The sequence below is a fragment of the Chryseobacterium sp. 2987 genome (assembly GCF_031456375.1).
In the GTDB taxonomy this organism is placed as follows: Bacteria; Bacteroidota; Bacteroidia; order Flavobacteriales; family Weeksellaceae; genus Chryseobacterium; species Chryseobacterium vaccae.
The window spans coordinates 269577-286843 of sequence record NZ_JAVDUN010000006.1; the positions used below are offsets into that span (position 1 = coordinate 269577).

15 protein-coding genes and 2 pseudogenes are annotated in these 17267 nt (G+C 36.2%); 12 read left to right on the forward strand and 5 right to left on the reverse strand.

The features are described 5' to 3' along the window. The first annotated feature begins 17 nt into the window (after positions 1 to 17). Both J2Y40_RS18830 and J2Y40_RS18835 read left to right on the forward strand, forming a co-directional pair. The gene (locus tag J2Y40_RS18830) at positions 18 to 284 is read left to right on the forward strand and encodes a transposase (protein ID WP_310000710.1); all 267 of its coding nucleotides are present in this window, start codon (positions 18 to 20) and stop codon (positions 282 to 284) included. 32 nt (positions 285 to 316) lie between these two features. Further along, on the forward strand, positions 317 to 1111 hold the full coding sequence (locus J2Y40_RS18835; RefSeq protein ID WP_310000745.1) for an IS3 family transposase: 795 nt from the start codon (positions 317 to 319) through the stop codon (positions 1109 to 1111). A gap of 131 nt (positions 1112 to 1242) precedes the next feature. Here J2Y40_RS18835 and J2Y40_RS18840 read toward each other — a convergent pair whose 3' ends face one another. Together J2Y40_RS18840 and J2Y40_RS18845 are read right to left on the reverse strand one after the other, a co-directional pair. Continuing rightward, complete coding sequence (locus tag J2Y40_RS18840) at positions 1243 to 2634, reverse strand: DUF5689 domain-containing protein (RefSeq protein ID WP_310000712.1); 1392 nt, start codon at positions 2632 to 2634, stop codon at positions 1243 to 1245. A gap of 38 nt (positions 2635 to 2672) precedes the next feature. Further along, complete coding sequence (locus J2Y40_RS18845) at positions 2673 to 5540, reverse strand: carboxypeptidase-like regulatory domain-containing protein (RefSeq protein WP_310000714.1); 2868 nt, start codon at positions 5538 to 5540, stop codon at positions 2673 to 2675. A gap of 247 nt (positions 5541 to 5787) precedes the next feature. On the opposite strand from J2Y40_RS18845, the gene J2Y40_RS18850 reads away from it, so the two are divergent. Together J2Y40_RS18850 and J2Y40_RS18855 are read left to right on the forward strand one after the other, a co-directional pair. Further along, positions 5788 to 6975, forward strand: coding sequence for an endonuclease (locus J2Y40_RS18850; RefSeq protein WP_153397341.1), 1188 nt, complete (start codon positions 5788 to 5790; stop codon positions 6973 to 6975). Between the two features lie 53 nt (positions 6976 to 7028). Beyond that, positions 7029 to 7448: a DUF6146 family protein gene (locus tag J2Y40_RS18855; protein ID WP_310000717.1), complete on the forward strand. Its 420-nt coding sequence runs from the start codon at positions 7029 to 7031 to the stop codon at positions 7446 to 7448. 91 nt (positions 7449 to 7539) lie between these two features. Here the strand turns inward: J2Y40_RS18855 and J2Y40_RS18860 are convergent, their stop codons facing one another. Further along, positions 7540 to 8136 (reverse strand): superoxide dismutase, encoded by a 597-nt coding sequence (locus J2Y40_RS18860; RefSeq protein WP_153397337.1) that lies wholly within the window; start codon positions 8134 to 8136, stop codon positions 7540 to 7542. Between the two features lie 180 nt (positions 8137 to 8316). On the opposite strand from J2Y40_RS18860, the gene J2Y40_RS18865 reads away from it, so the two are divergent. Both J2Y40_RS18865 and J2Y40_RS18870 read left to right on the forward strand, forming a co-directional pair. Continuing rightward, positions 8317 to 8499, forward strand: coding sequence for a hypothetical protein (locus J2Y40_RS18865; protein ID WP_153397335.1), 183 nt, complete (start codon positions 8317 to 8319; stop codon positions 8497 to 8499). A gap of 464 nt (positions 8500 to 8963) precedes the next feature. After that, positions 8964 to 9323: a hypothetical protein gene (locus tag J2Y40_RS18870; RefSeq protein WP_310000721.1), complete on the forward strand. Its 360-nt coding sequence runs from the start codon at positions 8964 to 8966 to the stop codon at positions 9321 to 9323. Positions 9324 to 9378: 55 nt separating this feature from the next. Here J2Y40_RS18870 and rho read toward each other — a convergent pair whose 3' ends face one another. Next, complete coding sequence (gene rho / locus J2Y40_RS18875; protein WP_153397331.1) at positions 9379 to 11190, reverse strand: transcription termination factor Rho; 1812 nt, start codon at positions 11188 to 11190, stop codon at positions 9379 to 9381. Positions 11191 to 11334: 144 nt separating this feature from the next. Here rho and J2Y40_RS18880 point away from each other — a divergent pair, with 144 nt between their 5' ends. Both J2Y40_RS18880 and J2Y40_RS18885 read left to right on the forward strand, forming a co-directional pair. Beyond that, positions 11335 to 11724 (forward strand): DUF4293 family protein, encoded by a 390-nt coding sequence (locus J2Y40_RS18880; protein ID WP_153397329.1) that lies wholly within the window; start codon positions 11335 to 11337, stop codon positions 11722 to 11724. 200 nt (positions 11725 to 11924) lie between these two features. After that, positions 11925 to 12387 (forward strand): annotated as a pseudogene (locus J2Y40_RS18885) (hypothetical protein). 210 nt (positions 12388 to 12597) lie between these two features. On the opposite strand, the gene J2Y40_RS18890 reads toward J2Y40_RS18885, so the two are convergent. Next, positions 12598 to 13188 carry a DUF6624 domain-containing protein gene (locus J2Y40_RS18890; RefSeq protein ID WP_153397327.1) on the reverse strand — a complete coding sequence of 197 codons (591 nt, stop codon included), beginning with the start codon at positions 13186 to 13188 and terminating at the stop codon, positions 12598 to 12600. A 79-nt stretch (positions 13189 to 13267) separates the two neighbouring features. On the opposite strand from J2Y40_RS18890, the pseudogene J2Y40_RS18895 reads away from it, so the two are divergent. The 4 genes and pseudogenes from J2Y40_RS18895 to J2Y40_RS18910 form a co-directional block, all read left to right on the forward strand. Beyond that, positions 13268 to 13796 (forward strand): annotated as a pseudogene (locus J2Y40_RS18895) (IS982 family transposase); the annotation flags it as partial. 102 nt (positions 13797 to 13898) lie between these two features. Continuing rightward, complete coding sequence (locus J2Y40_RS18900) at positions 13899 to 14819, forward strand: M28 family peptidase (protein ID WP_153397325.1); 921 nt, start codon at positions 13899 to 13901, stop codon at positions 14817 to 14819. A 213-nt stretch (positions 14820 to 15032) separates the two neighbouring features. After that, the gene (locus tag J2Y40_RS18905) at positions 15033 to 16865 is read left to right on the forward strand and encodes an ABC transporter ATP-binding protein (protein WP_153397323.1); all 1833 of its coding nucleotides are present in this window, start codon (positions 15033 to 15035) and stop codon (positions 16863 to 16865) included. 27 nt (positions 16866 to 16892) lie between these two features. Further along, on the forward strand, positions 16893 to 17240 hold the full coding sequence (locus tag J2Y40_RS18910; RefSeq protein WP_153397321.1) for a DUF1801 domain-containing protein: 348 nt from the start codon (positions 16893 to 16895) through the stop codon (positions 17238 to 17240). Positions 17241 to 17267 lie beyond the last annotated feature (27 nt).

Below are 17267 nucleotides of genomic sequence, written 5' to 3' on the forward strand. Positions count from 1 at the left end.
CTTAAAAAACTTTAAATATGAAAAAGAGTAAGTATTCAGAGAGTCAGGTTTTTGGAATTTTGAAAGAACAGGAATTTGGTAAAAGTGTAATAGAGATATGCCGTAATCATGGCATTACGCAAGGTACTTTCTATCGTTGGAAGAGTAAATATTCAGGTATGGAAAGTTCGGATATTCAAAAGATGCGAGATCTGGAGTCCGAAAATTCTAAGCTTAAGAAACTTTATGCCGAACGATGTTTAGAGATTGAAGCTTTAAAAGATGTTTTGTCAAAAAAGCGGTAAAGCCTTCTGTACAGCGTGAAATTATCAACTTTATTTGTAAGAAATACCATTTAAGTGAGCGTAGAAGTTGTTTGACAATAGGTATCAGTAGGCGAAGTTACCGTTACACAAGCATTAAAAATGACGATGAATTAATTGAAGTTTTGACACAACTTTCACAAGATCATCCAGGTTATGGTTTTTGGAAGCTCTATCATAAGCTTCGGGATTTGGGATATATTTGGAATCACAAACGGGTTCATAGAGTCTATGTAGCTTTAAATATGAGTATTCGCAGAAGGGTAAGAAAAAGGCTTCCCACCAGAGTCAAAGAAAGTATTAATATTCCTTTAGAACCTGATGAATGCTGGAGTATGGATTTTATGAGCGATAGTTGGTATGATGGGAGAAGATTCAGAATATTAAATATTGCTGATGATTATAACCGGGAATTACTGTCCATGGAAATTGATACAAGTATCTGCTCTGCAAGAGTAGTAAGGGTTTTAAATAGTTTAAAACAACAAGGACGCAAGCCTAAACGCATAAGAGTTGATAATGGACCTGAATTTATATCTAAAAATCTTCAGCTATGGGCTCAGGAAAATAAAATAGAAATTCATTATATACAGCCTGGAAAACCAACACAAAATAGCCTTATTGAAAGACTGAACAAAAGCTGCAGAAATGAACTTCTCAATATGTATGTCTTTAAAAGTTTACAAGACGCAGAAGAAAAAGCAAATCAATGGTGGATAGAATATAACTATAATAGGCCCCACGAAGCATTAGGGAACATAAGTCCTAAAAAATATAAACAAAAAATGAAAGAAGAATCTATCATTTAGAATGGAAACAAAATTGGGGAGCTTACAACAGAACTTGACGTATTTTTTTAATAATTATCAGATTAGAATAAAATACAAAAAGACCGCCTTTTTCAAGACGGTCTTTGTATTTAAAATTTGGTATCTATTGATTATAGAGCCTGAATATTATCTAACTGAATGGTTGTGGTAACCCCACTTCCGTTTCCAGTATATTCAAACAGGATAAATCCGTTTCCTGTTACTGAGGCAGGGATATCATATGTTCCTGCCGGTGCCAATGTTCCGTAACCACTTGTAGGAGTTTGCGGAATTGTAAAAGCAGAAGTAATATCTACTTTTGTAGCAGCCGTAATATCCCCAAGCGGAGTATAGTTTGTAGTATAGTACACTTTTAATGCATTACCATTGAAGAACCCAACGTTAACGTCAAACTTAAACTTGCTGGCTGCAGTAAAGTCAACTGGTACGGCAAAATAAGTTACATAGTTTCCGGTACCTGAATTAGCTCCTAATTGGATATATTTGTTAGTACCGAACGTTTTCAACTGCCAGTATCTGTTTCCTAACAGAGGATCATTTACATATTTAGGATATACCTCAAGGTTGGCAGGAGTAGTCGGATAGCTCTCAAAATCTTCAAGGAATGCTCCTGAGTAAGCAATTGCTGTACCTCCTTTAGGCGGCGTTGCATCAATTCTGCTTCCTTTGAAATTAACATCTTTAGTATTTCTTATAAGCATCTGCCATGTAGAGTTATATTTGCTCACCACAAAAGTGATATCTCCGTTTCCTGTTGGCAATAAAGTAGCTCCTTCAGAGAAGAATCCTGAGTTTCTCAGAGTAGTAGAACCTCCAGCACCATCTTCCAGTCCACGGTCTGTATCTACACCAGCTCCTCCTACGTAGTCAATATATGCCTTATTTACAGGATATACATCATTGATAGAGAACTGGGCATTAGAAACTTTAACCAATGTATTGATGTACTGATCACTCTTAGCAGCATTAAGGCTAGGTAATTCTACAGGTTTGATATTAACAACCTCAAGTCCGTTTCCACCACAAACGCCGGAAACATATCTGCCTAATAAAGAAGCAGGAACTCTTCCGATAGCATAAGTAGGATCTACAGAACCAATTTTAACTGTTCCTCTGTCAAGTCCTAATCTTAAACCTTTAGCATTAATTCTGATATGTGCTCCTACAGGGAAATCAGCATAGTTGCTGGATCTGTCAACTTCAATCTGAAGACCAGCAGTTGGGTTTTCCGGTTTATCCTGGAAAGAAATGGTTTTATAGAAGTTTCCACTTTCATCAGAAGAAATCACATAACCGTCAAAGATCTGATCAGTTTCAATGAGTTTAAACCCGGTAGCAGGTGCCTGAGCTTTAAAATCTGCAAGCGAAATGTTTGGTGCTGCAAATTTGTTCTCACACTGAATTGGAGGGGTATCCCACTCATCTTTTTGTACACAAGAGGTAATAGCCATTGCTGCAACTGCAATTCCTGTTACCGAACTTAAGTATTTCTTTATGTTCATTTTGATAATTTTTAAATTAAAGTAGTTAAATAGCCTGATTAAAATCTAAACTGTAAATTCACGAAATATGATCTTCCTTGAGTATACCAGTATTTTGGTGCAAACAAAGTAAACTCTCTGTCAAAATCCTGAGCAAAACTAGTATATTTTGCATTTCTTGTCTGCTCGAATCCTCCTGTAATATACTTTCTGTTGTCCAGAATGTTATTTATTGTTCCGGAAAGTAATACATAATATTTACCAATCATCCAGGATTTACCGGCATTAGCATTCAGGAAGAAAGAAGAAGGGAGTTTGTTCGGTCGTAAAACTCTTCTTAACTCTGATTCTGTTAAGCCGTAAATTGGTGTAGAAGAATTATCATTCTGAACAAATGATTCTGTTCTTACTAATGCAGCCGGATCAAGATAATTTTCATCAAAATAGTTCCAGTTAGCACCTACCCACCAGTATTTCGGGTTATTGTAACGGAAACCTAGAGAGAATGCCTGTTGAGGTGTTCCTCCCTGACGGTAAGACTTAATATAAGCTTTTCCCATACTTGTATAAGGAAGTCCGTTGGCAAAAGCACCTACAGCATCTGAAGCAAAATAAGTGGTAGGATCATTCTGATACGTATATTGTCCGATACTTGCCAGACCTTGTAAGGATAATGTAGGCAATACCTTCACATCAACTCCTAATTCCAAGCCCATATTTCTTTTCTTCACATCAGTCATGATCTGAGAAACGAATGCACTCTGAACATTGGTTTGGTTACCGTCAGCATCAACGCTTGCTAATGGAATACCATCTGCAAAGAATCTCTGAACTGTAGTTTCGTTATCGGTATCCACTAAGAAACCTGTAAATCTCATTTTTAAGAAAGGTGTAGCAATAACATAACTAAGGTCATTAGCATTGACTACCATATTTTTCACTCCAGGAGCAACAGATCCGTTAACTCTTGGGTTTACAAATAAGTCTTCTAAATAAGGAGCCTGAGAATAATAAGCTCCGTTATAAACCAAGAAGTTTCTTCCGTTTAGCTTATAGATAAGCTGTCCTTTAAGACCATAATTCCAGTAGTTGTAATCACCACCTTTTCCGAATGAGTCTTTGTATAGATAATGTTTGAATAAGCCTTCTCTGTTGGAAGTTGAATATCCTGCCATAGCAGAAACAAATACATCAAATTTTCCGGTTGAGAATTTTACTCCAGGGTTTACTTTTACTTCCTGTCTTCTGAAAATATAATCATACCCCATTTTATCTCCTACTCTCTTGGTTACATTTTCTTCACCATCATTAAATAAACCTGATTTTCCTGGCTGGTTTGTCGCTGCAAATGGATCTCTGTTCAGTACAAAATCTGCACCCAGAAGATCATTTACCTCTCTGTATTGCTCAGAATAATAGTTTTGATAAGATACGTTCAATAAGAATTTAGTAGTATCGGTAAAGTTATGCACAAAGTGAGTGGCCGCATTCCAGATTTTATCATCGCTTACATCATTTACTAAATAATATAAAGCTCTTTTACCTGTCTGCCCGTAATAAGTACCTGGAGCCTGAGACATATTTCTTCTGTAAAGCTTATCCCAATCCAGCTGTGTAACTCTCGGATCTCCTGACTGCCATGCCGCCAATGATGTTCTGTAAGCATCCTGCGCTGTCGTCATTGTTCCATCAGCATTTACCACTGAAGCATCAGGATTTAAAGAATCATAATAACTTGGAAGGTTTCTGTAATAAGTCGGAGAAGGGTTTTGTACATTCTGCCAGTCTAAACGGGAACCTTTATCTTTTCCGAACTGGTAAGAAACGGAAGTCCAAAGTGAAGATTTTTTATTAATTTTCCAGAAATCCTGAATTTGGAAGATAGGCTGGAAACCTTTTCTTACTCTTTCACTTCTCTGTTCTCCATCCTGGTATCCCCAATACGAACTATAATGTACACCTCTGTAATCATAAACTTCCTGGGTACTAGGGCTTGCAGTAGATCTTCTGTAAGGAGCTCCGATAAAGTTGAATGTCATTGAATGCTTGTCATTAAACTTTTTCTCAATTCCTAAATAAGTTCCGTAAGCATCATAGAAAGTTCCTTCCTGGATCCCTTCTTCAGCCCATCTTCTTGCCCCCATTACAGTGAATGCCCATCCGTTTTTGTTCATTCCAGAAGAATAACGTAAAGAAGTTCTGTTTCTGTAATTTCTGTTGGTTAAAGATTGTGTAAACTGAAATCCTTTTCTATACTCACTAGCTTTTGTGTTTTTGTAAACCACAGAGCTATTACCACCAAAAGCGTATTCAGACGGAGAATGGTTAGCTGAAATCTCAGGATATCTTGTAATTTCATTAAGACCACCCCAATTTCCGAAATCAACATTTCCGTTATCAGATTTCAACATGGAAACTCCATTCAGCATTGACTCTCCGGTTCTTCCGTCAATTCCTCTCGGACGGAACCAGTAAAATCCTAGATCAAAAGCAGCAATTCTGCTGAAGATGTCCTGAGAAGACTGTAGCAATCCTACTGTAGAAGCCTGACCGCTGGTTCCGTCATCATCGTCATCACCCTCAATGATAGCCAGACCTTGATCTGCGCTTGTAAGAGCAGAATATAGGGTAATAGCCCCTAAATCCTTTCTTTTCTCGTCTGCTGCTACATCAAACTCCATTACTTTCGTCTCGAAGTTTGGTTTCGCAATCACAATTTGGTAATGGCCCGGCTGAAGGTCTACAAACTGGAAGTATCCAATTTTATCAGCCGTTACATCATTCTCACTCCCTTTAAGATCTACTTCAGCCTTTTCAACAGGCTTTCCTTCCGCATCCTTAAGATACGCAAACACAGTGGTCTGCGCAAAATAGTAGGAAGCAGGAAGTAAAGTAAATAAAGAGACTAATGATAGTTTTTTAATCATGAGTATATTTATTTTTTTTAATACTTTTCTTCTTAATTTTCAACAGTTTAAAACTTGGGGGCACAAATTTAATCAAAATTTAGAATTTAAAACTTTTTTAACATTATTTTTTCTTAACATTGCACACTTTTATGAATCATTATATAAAAGAATTATATTTATACTGTTTTAAATTTACAAATATTTAAAATGGGATGAATTAAAAAAAGGTAAATTTGTCGTTTAAATAATTTTAATACTCTAGAGGATGAAGAGATTTATGAGTTTTATGGCCATCGTTTTTTCAATAATGGCTTTTGCACAACAGGGGAAACTTAGGAAAGTGGCTGCTGTTGGCTTTTTGAATGTAGAAAACCTTTGGGATACTATACGTTCAGCAGATTATATTGATGGTACTAAAGACATCCGCAATCCTGCTTTTCACAGAAGCATCCCACTTGACTCTATCAAGTTTTTAGAAGCTGAAAAACATGACGGGCCGTGGAGCGATGATGCTTTAAAGGGTAAAAAAGCCGTACGATACCAAAGCGGTTCAGAAGAGTTTACTCCAAGCAGTGCTAAGAACTACAACACTAAAATCTATAAGGCAAAACTAGCCAACGAAGCTAAAGTAATTTCTGAAATGGGTGCCCAATATACCAAAACAGCTCCTGCTGTGGTAGGACTTATTGAGGTAGAAAACAGACAGGTAATTGAAGATCTTATCAAGCAGCCTGCCCTGGCAAAATATGATTACGGAATTGTTCATTACAATTCTTATGACTACAGAGGCATTGATGTTGCCCTGATTTATCAGAAAAGAAGATTTACAGTAAGCAACTCTTTAAAGAAAGAATTAAAGATCTTTGATGAGAAGGGAAAAAGAGAATATACCAGAGATATTCTGGTGGTAACCGGATTCCTTGATAATGAAAAAGTAGCTTTCTTCATGAACCACTGGCCTTCCAGAAGAGGAGGTGAAGCAGTTTCACTTCCGAAAAGAAATGCCGCTGCCGCTTTACTTAAGCAGCAGATGGACAGCGTAAGAGCAGCAGATCCTTCTACTAAACTCTTCGCAATGGGTGACTTCAATGATGATCCTGTAAGTGCGAGTTTAAAAAACCACTTAAAAGCAGTGGCCAGCCCTAAAGATCTAAGCGAAACGACACCGTATCTTAACTTAATGTATCCTCTATACAAAAAAGGGATTGCTTCTTTAGCATATCAGGATGCTCCGAACCTGTTTGACCAGATCATCGTTTCTAAAAATGTGATTGCTGATCAGGTAACGAAAGAATATTCTGTTTACAAAGCAGAAATCTTTGCTCCTGCTTATTTGGTGAACAAAGAAGGTAATTATAAAGGCTATCCTTTCAGGTCCTGGAACGGTGATCAGTTCACCGGCGGATACAGCGACCACTTCCCGGCTTTTGTTGTTCTGCAGAAAGAACCATAAAAAATAAAACGGCACTCATTTTTGAGTGCTTTTTTTTATGTAAATTCATGATTATGAAAAACATACTTATCATTCTCCTGTTTTCATGTCTTCCTCTAAGCTGTTTTTCCCAGGACAGCCCCAAGAAGAATGAAGAGAAATCTGAAATGAAACCGTCTAAAAATGAAGATGGTGAATGGGAACTTACCGTAATGGATTCTCAGTTTGACTACTTTTTAAATGCAGTAGCCAAACCGATTAGTCAGTATTCTGAATCTTATCTGAAAACAAAAAATACATTTCTGGTCACAGAATGGAATTCTTACTACAATTCCGGGAAATATAGGAATATCATACAATCCGGAATTGATTATGATCCCAAAGAGAAGTATGGGATAAAATTTGAGTATAAACTCTATCAGGTATTTGCTTATGTCAACTGGCGGTACAAACTGAAAATGAATGGTCTTTCCGGAAGTGATGTAACCCGGTGATCTATTTGCTAACCATTTTTATTCAAATGATCAACCATAAAAAAAGGTTCAGAATTGCTTCTGAACCTTTTATTTTTATAATAGCTAAAAATTATTTGTTGAATAATTCCTCTACTTTATCCCAGTTTACTACATCAAAGAAAGCAGAAACATAATCAGGCCTTCTGTTCTGGTAGTTCAGGTAATAAGCATGCTCCCAAACGTCTAATCCAAGAACCGGAGTTCCTTTTACATCTGCAACAGGCATTAATGGGTTATCCTGGTTTGGAGTAGAAGATACTGATACGGAACCATCAGCATTCTTAACTAACCAAGCCCATCCTGAACCGAATCTTGTTTTAGCCGCATCAGAGAAGTCAGTTTTGAATTTATCAAGACCTCCGTAGTTTTCGATAGCTGCTTTTACATTTCCTACAGGCTCTTTGCTTCCGCCCGGCGTAAGAATTTCCCAGAATAAAGAGTGGTTGAAGTGTCCTCCTCCATTATTTCTTACTGCAGGCTTATCAGTTCCTGTTTTACAGATCTCTTCAATTGTTTTGTCTGCAAGATCAGTTCCTTCAATAGCTTTATTTAAATTGTCGATATATGCCTGGTGATGTTTTGTATAGTGGATCTCCATTGTTTTTGCATCAATAGTAGGTTCCAATGCATCATAAGCATATCCTAATTTTGGTAATTCAAATGACATAATTTTTATTTTTAATGTTATATCCAAATTTAGCCATTATTTAAGCTATAATCAAAAACTGGGGATTACTTTAATAAATCTTTAACATTGATATATTGATTTAGAATGAATTAAATTTTAATTTATACCCAACTATTTCTACATTTACCCCATAAATTGTATTTGATAAAAGTAAAAATCATGATTTCTCTGCTACTTTGTGTATTCTTATCTCTTACCGCACAAACTAAGGAAGACTTAAAAAAGAAATATGAAGACAGCGACCTGAATCAGAAAACGGAAAAAACGATGAAATCTCAAAATGTTTATCCTGACAGCATTCTTCTTCCTCCCTTCACTACACTAATTCCTTTTACACCTTAAAAGAGGATATTGAAGATTTTGAATCCATTTCCATTGATCTGGAAATTGGCAATGAAGTTCCAAAGGATTATTATTTTTATATAGCACCTTTCAATCTGGAATTTAACAACATTCCAATCTACTGCGGTATCTAGTCAAAAGGAGATGGTATCGGCTCAAAAACAGGAAAGCAGGATAATTATATTCCTTTCAACGGAATTTTCTCCAGATGGTATGAACGAGATAGAAATGCTTTAAAAACTGACGGTTATTTCATCAGCTCTGACGGAGAAGGAGACTTCATCAACGTAAGAAACCCAATTAACTGGAACAAGGGAACCTACCGCATTACGATCAAAAAAGATGGCTATATCCCGGGAAAGGCTTTTCCACAAAATATCAATGAAAAAGACTCTTATTTCACCTGGGGAGAATATGAACACACATGGCTTACTATGACTGCAGAAGATTTAAAATCCCACAAAATGATCACAATAGGCTCTCTGGCATTTCCCGGAAAGAAAATTAAAATGAATAAAAATATAATTTCATTTCTGGAGCAATACAGATTCATTATTGATTTTGCCTCTAAGCCCCGTTTTAAAGGCTCTGAAGACCATCTGTATTACAAAGATATTCCTTACATCAAGGTTATCCAGAAAAATATATTAATCAATGGAAAGCCGGCTCGTATTGAAAAATTGAAAACCCTTCATAATAATACCCATCATCCTGACCAGGATTCGATCAAAGGAAAAATGCCTGTATTATCAACGGATAAATTTAATCCTAAAACGAATGAACTTATTTTAGAAACAGGAATTTTAAATCCCAATAAAAAATAGAAAAGCACGGAGACATATGATCTCCGTGCTTTTCTTTAACAACAATTAAATTAACTTATTTATTCATAGACATCAGGAACTCTTCGTTGTTCAATGTTCCTTTGATGTTTTTATTCACAAATTCCATAGCTTCCACAGGATTCATTTCAGAAAGGTACTTTCTCAGAATCCACATTCTTTGGGAAGTTACTTCATCAAGAAGAAGATCATCCCTACGCGTGCTGGAGGAGACAAGATCAATTGCAGGATAGATTCTTCTGTTGGCAATTTTTCTGTCTAGCTGAAGCTCCATGTTACCTGTTCCTTTGAATTCTTCGAAGATCACTTCATCCATTTTAGAACCGGTATCGATAAGAGCCGTTGCAATAATCGTTAATGAACCTCCGCCTTCAATTTTTCTGGCAGCACCAAAAAATCTTTTTGGCTTGTGAAGGGCATTCGCATCAACACCTCCGGAAAGAACTTTTCCTGATGCAGGTGTCACGGTATTATAAGCTCTTGCCAGTCTGGTAATAGAATCCAGTAAGATTACTACATCATGTCCGCATTCTACCATTCTTTGGGCTTTTGCTAAAACAAGGTTAGCTACTTTTACGTGCTTTTCTGCAGCTTCATCAAAGGTAGAAGCGATAACTTCTGCATTTACACTTCTTTCCATATCGGTAACTTCTTCAGGACGTTCGTCAATCAGAAGAACCATCATATATACTTCAGGGTGATTGGAAGCGATAGAGTTCGCAATATCTTTAAGAAGCATGGTCTTACCCGTTTTAGGCTGGGCAACGATCATCGCTCTCTGTCCTTTTCCGATTGGGGCAAACAAATCAACAATTCTTGTTGACATTGTTGAATTGTTCCCGGCAAGATTGAATTTCTCTTCAGGGAAAAGCGGAGTTAAATATTCAAAAGCGACACGGTCTTTGATGAAAGCAAGATCACGGCCGTTAACTTCTGTAGGTTTTAATAATGAAAAATATTTTTCACCTTCTTTTGGAAGTCTTACAATTCCTTTAACCGTATCTCCGGTTTTCAAACCATAATTTCTGATCTGTGCAGTAGAAACATACACATCATCAGGAGAAGAGATATAGCTAAAATCTGATGAACGCAGGAACCCGTAGTTATCGGGAAGGATTTCTAAAACCCCTTCAATGCTTACCATACCGTCGAAACTAAACTCTTTCTTATGTTCGGTATGCTCTTCAGCTTTCTCAGCATGCCTGTGCTGATTTTGATTCTGGTTCTGGTTCTGATTTTTATGCTGATTTCCGCTGTTTTGCGGATGATTGTGTCCTCTTTGGTTTTGAGGTCTGGCCTGAGACTGAGGGTTGTTAGGCCTTTCTTCTGACGGAGCAGATTCTTTGGGTTCTGTGTTTTTTGGAGCTTCAGGCTTTTCCTGTGGGGCAGCTTCTGTATTACCTGTATTGGTGGTAACCCTTTTTCTTTTCTTTTTGGCTGCTGCCTGTGCTGGTGTTTCTTCAGGAACTGCTGGCGTTTCAGCTTTTGGTTCTTCCGGTTTTACTTCCTGAACTACCGGTACTGTTTCTTCTGGTTTTTCTTCAGCTTTAGGTGCTTTTTCTGACGGAGCTTTTGCTTCTGCTTTGGGCTTGGCCGCAGTTTTTCTTGGGGCCGCTTTTTTCGCTGGGGCTTTTGCAGGTTTCTCTGCTGGGGCTTCTTCAGTGGTCACACTGGTTTCTGTGGCGTTGAAATAATCTTTTGAGACTTTGGGATTAGAAGCCTGAAAGTCAAGAATAGCAAAGATCTTATCATTTTCATTGCTGTTTCTTGCAACTTTAACGCCCAAATCTTTTAAGATTTTAGTCAGTTCCGTTACGGATTTTGACCTTAACGTTTCTATGTTAAACATATTTAATGTAAAAATGTAATTAATTGTGAGTAAGAAAAGTAAGTCCGGTGACTTTTGTTTTCAAGTACATTGTATAATGCAAATCTACACTTATTTTTGAATTGTGCAAAATTTATATTATTTTTGCCTGGAATTTGAGATTCAATGCTACAGAGAATACAGACCATATGGACGTTATTAGCAGTTTTAGCTGCTGTTTTCCTTTTTATTTCAGGACAGGATGTTGCTGTTTTCGGCAGTATTCCGGTGATTGATATAAGCTGCATCGTGCTTGTTTTAGCAGGAGCATTGAGTATTTTCAGTTTCAAAAACAGAAAAAGACAAATTTTGCTGAATACCACCAGCATCATTATAAACGTTTTGTTGATTGGCGTATTGGCGTATTGGTTACTCAACTTATCCGGAGGAATTCAGTTTCCTGAGAAGGGTATTGAGCCAGTTTTCCCATTGATCGCGGTGATCTGTCTGCTTATTGCAAACACTTACATCCGAAGAGATGAGAGGCTCGTAAAATCTGTAGACCGACTTCGATAGCCTTACAACGATTTTTTGAGTGAGAACAGTTCCGAAAGGAGCTGTTTTTTTATTTGGGCATTTTCAATTTAAACTTTAAACCTCCAATCTTTTTGATCTCTTATCATATATATTAACCCGTTGTGCATTATGAATACAAAGAAATAAGTTGTTCATTCGATTGAAAATCAGTAAATTGTTTTTACCACAAAACATTTACAATGAACAACTTAATTGCAAATTACGAAAGAATTTTGGAGGTTTTACGGGAAATTTCAGATGAAACACTTTTATCTTACCAGAGACGTATTCCCAAAATGAAGGATTTAGAGGTTGTAAGCCTCGTCTTGACTGCCGAATATATGGGTATTGTCGACAGTATGCCTTTGGAAATCTGTAAAATCTCCAGAAGCGCACGCTCTAAAATATGTAAAGATAAACAGTATTGTTATCCAAACAGAGGTTTTTGCGCATCACAGCAAATGTCTTTTTATGGCTACAAACTTCATTCGGTTTGTTCTTTGAACCGTGTTTTTCAAAGTAATAAGAAGGAATTATGCAAAAACATTTGAAGGATTCAAAACAAGAGTTTTAGCAAAGATTACAGCTCTTACAATTGTTCAATTTATTAATAAAAACTATTTAAACAAAAAAATCAATAATCTAAAGTCAAGCATAATTTAAAACGCACAACGGGTTATTTTTAATAATTTTTAAGGACAACTGTTTTTTGATAATAAATGACTCATATTCTCTATTTAAATTATCCATTGGATATTTACAATTTTTTTATTATCCTGCTCTAGGTTGATGTTTTTTTTAATAAAATTTATGTGAGAGACACACTCCATTTAATTATGACCGGATTCGTCTACGTGATTACATGTTGTGTTGTTAATTCGGATTGAACTGAATATTGAAATTCTTTAAATAATCCTCTATTGGTTCCATTCCCATTTTTTTTCTTCTTTCGTTCACAGTTTCAGGATTTTCTAATTTATACAATTTACCATTTTCGATTTGTGAACCATATATTTGGGGGTTTCCTTCGTCCATTAAAATCCTATCTTTCATCAATGCATATTGTTGTTTAGATAAGTCTCCATTTTCAACCGCTTTCTCTATTTGTGGAAAATACTTTTTTCTGATTTCTTTAGTACTATGTTGCAGTCCTAACCAGATTGCATCCATTTGTTTTTGACCTACCTCCTTTAATGTTGGCATACCACACTTTTCAATAATGCTAATCACTAATTCTTGATTCCTATGGTCTTCTTTAGCGTATTTGATGAGTTCGTTTGATTTTCTAATCTTTTGGTCACTTTCTAAAACTTCGCTCAAGATTTGATTTTTTTTGCTGCAATCGACTTCAATAATATCTACTGAACCTACATAGACAAATTTATCCTTATTCATATAAAGGAATATTGATATCATTAAAACAAGAGCAGTTAATATGCTAAATAATATTTTTTTTATTTTCATTTCTATTTTTGTGTCATATTCCAAAATAGATTGACCATTTTTGGTTAAAAATTAATTGTAAAAATAGGAATTATTTTTAAACGCACGCTCTAAAATATGTAAAGATGAACAGTATTGTTATCCAAACAGAGATTTTTGCGCATCACAGCAAATGTCTTTTTATGGCTACAACTTCACGCGGTTTGTTCTGTGAACGGTGTTTTTTAAAGTATAGACCTAAGTCCGGCATCTATTCATGATATTCACTTTTTGAAGGACATTAAAGAACGGTTGTCTGATTGTATCTTGCTTGGTGATAAAGGGTATCTCTCATCAGAGGCACAGGTAGATTTGTTTAATTATGCTAATATTACCTTGGAAACTCTGAAAAGAATCAACCAAAAAGACTACAAACCACAGTTTTGCTTGTTTAAAAAGCACAGAAAAAGAATTGAACCATTATTCTCTCAGCTATGTGACCAATTTATGATAAGAAGGAATTATGCAAAAACATTTGAAGGATTCAAAACAAGAGTTTTAGCAAAGATTACAGCTCTTACAATTGTTCAATTTATTAATAAAAACTATTAAACAAAAAAATCAACAATCTAAAGTCAAGCATAATTTAAAACGCACAACGGGTATATAACGGGTATATATTAATAATTTTATATAACTTGATGCAACATTTCCGTTAAAAATACGACAGATCATTCCAAATAGTAATTAACATGAAAAAATTAACCCTTCTTGCTTTATCTATATTCTCAATTGGTATTTCCGCTCAGGAAGTTTCCAAAGAAAGAGTACAGACCATCCTTTCAACGCTGGCTTCAGACGAAATGAAAGGCCGTGAAATCTGGACTCCGGAAAATGATAAAGCGGCCGAATACATCGCATCGCTCTTTAAAGAAAACAATCTTGAATACTGTACGGGCAATTCTTATCTGATCCCATTTGAGTACAAAGGAAAGAAAGCTTATAATGTATGTGGAATCAAAAAAGGAAAAACAGATAAATATTTAGGATTTTCAGGTCACTTTGATCACATAGGAACCAGCGATAAAACCGGAGACAATATTTATAACGGTGCTGATGACGACGCCAGCGGAATCACTACTCTAGCGGGTATTGCTGATTATTTCAAAAATAAAAAGCCGGATTTCTCAATGGTTTTCATTGCATTCAATGGGGAAGAAAAAGGAATGCTGGGCTCCAAAGCGATCTCAATGGATGCCAATCTTGATAAAATCTACAATAATATGACCGCGCTTTTCAATTTTGAAATGGTGGCTACAGAATCTCAATGGGGGAAAAATGCCCTGTTTATGACGGGTGATGAGTTTTCTGACCTTGATGAGTTGGTGAATAAAAATGCAGCGAACGGAATGAAAATCAATCCGGATCCTTATGCTTCACAACAATTGTTTTACAGATCAGACAATGTAAGTTTTGTTAAAAAGAAAATTATTGCCCATTCATTCTCTACTGTAGATATGACAAAAGCCCACCACTACCATAACGAAAGTGATGATGTAAGTGTTGTAGATTTCGACAATTTAACAAATATTATCAACAATTTCGGGAAAACGCTTGAAAAATTAAAACCAGCCAATTTTGCTCCGAAATATAATGACAAAGTAAAATTTTAACAGAATAAAACCGCCGGAATGGCGGTTTATTTATTATAAGCCCTTTCATTCACCTTCAATCTGAAATAGTAATAAAATTCACTGTATATCAGACTTCTGATAAGAATTGTAACAAAATCAAATTAATAGACACCTATTAAATAAAGTAAAAAAAGGATTTAGAACGTCTGTTCCTTTAATTTTACGTAATTTTGCTATCCAATTTTTCATTGAATGAAACCATTACAAAGAATACTACATTTCGCAAAACCCCACCGAAAATACCTTTTCGGGAGTATGTTTTTCAATATCCTTTACTCATTGCTCAACATTTTATCTGTAGGAACAATGCTTCCTATTTTAGGATTAATGTTTGGGACTATTGAGAAGCAGGATAAACCTCCTGTATGGTCCGGAGAAGTTGGTGATTATTTTGAATTTTTAAAAAATAAGGCCTATTATTTTGTGCAGGCAGAAATTGATCAGCATGGCGCTGTTCAGGTATTGGCTGTTCTTTGTGCAATAACTGCGTGTTCATTTTTATTGAGAAATATTTTCAGATATATTGGTGCTTTCCTATTAGTTAATTACCGAGTGGGTATTACCCGTGATTTAAGAAGTGCCATGTATAATAAGTTTCTTCAGCTTCCTGTTTCTTTCTTTACGGAACAGAGAAAAGGAGATATGATGTCCAGAATTTCCAATGACATTGGAGGTGTAGAAGGCGGAATTATGGGGGTATTGGTTGATCTTATCAATGCTCCGTTCATGATCATCTCTTCACTGATCGCCTTATTTATATTATCTCCACAGCTTACCTTATTCTCATTAGTTGTTTTTCCTGTCATGGGTCTTCTTATTTCGTGGACGGGAAAAAGCTTGAAGAAACAGGCTTATCAGGCACAGGCTGAATTAGGAAATCTTTTTTCACTGGTAGACGAGACATTAAAATCTTCCAAAGTAATCAAGATCTTCAATGCGGATAAAATCCTAAAGAACAGATTTAATCAGACAACAACCAACTGGCAGAATTTTGCCATTGATATGAGCCGAAGACGGGAATTAGCCTCTCCTATGAGCGAATTTCTTGGTTCAATAACCATTCTTATCATTACCTGGTATGCCGGAACTCAGATCCTTGAAGAGCAGACAATGCAGCCTCAGGCTTTCCTTGTTTTCATCGGGATGTTCTTCCAGATCCTTGATCCTGCTAAAAAATTATCTAGTGCGATCTCTTCTATTCAGGGAGGAATGGCAAGTTTAGACAGAGTAGCGGAAGTTCTTGATTATGATCTGAAAGTAGAAGAAATTGCAGAACCGGTATCGATCTCTACGCTTAACAATCAAATTGAGTTCAGAAACATTGGTTTCTATTATGATAAAGACAATGTGATTCTTAAAAACTTTTCACTTATTATCCCTAAAGGAAAAACCATTGCTCTTGTAGGACAAAGCGGAAGCGGAAAGACAACGATTGCCAACCTTCTGGCAAGGTTCTATGATGTGAGTGAAGGTGAAATCCTAGTTGACGGAACCAATATCAAACATTTAAAACTGAATGAATACCGCCAGCTCTTAGGAATGGTAACCCAGGAATCTGTTTTATTTAATGATACGGTTTACAATAACATCTTAATGGGTAAACCTGAAGCCACAAGAGAAGAAGTCATTGCGGCAGCCAAAATAGCTAACGCTGATTCATTCATCACTCAGCTTCCTGAAGGTTATGAATCCAATATTGGGGACGATGGAGGAAAACTTTCCGGAGGACAGAAGCAAAGAGTTTCCATCGCCAGAGCTGTATTGAAAAACCCTCCGGTGATGATCCTTGACGAAGCTACTTCAGCCCTGGATACAGAATCTGAAAGATTTGTACAGGATGCCCTTGAGAAAATGATGGAAAACAGAACTTCTCTGGTGATTGCCCACAGGCTTTCTACTATTCAGAAGGCAGACTGGATCGTCGTTATGGAAAAAGGGGATATTGTAGAACAAGGAACCCACCATGAACTGATCGCTAAAAAAGGAATGTACCACAAACTGGTGGAACTTCAGAATTTCGACTAATCGTTTATTGAATTAAATTTCATTCAAATGAATCCTATACAAGAGTACTTCTACAGAATCGATGAGCCTGAAAGAAGTACTCTTTTGTTTTTACGTAAAAAGATCCTTGAATCTGATCCCGAAAACATTACAGAAACGTTAAGTTTCGGACTTCCATTCTTCAAGTATAAAAAGAAAATGCTGTGCTATCTCTATTACAGTAAAAAGCATAAGAAACATTATGTAAGCTTTTATCACGGAGACCGGCTTGATCATCCTGAACTGCTTCAGGAAGACCGCAAAAAGTTCAAAATACTTCTTATTGATATGGAAAAGGATCTGCCTGTGGAGCTTATTATAAGCCTTACGGAAGAAGTTAAGAAATACATAAAATAAAAACTGCGGTATGGTTTCCCATACCGC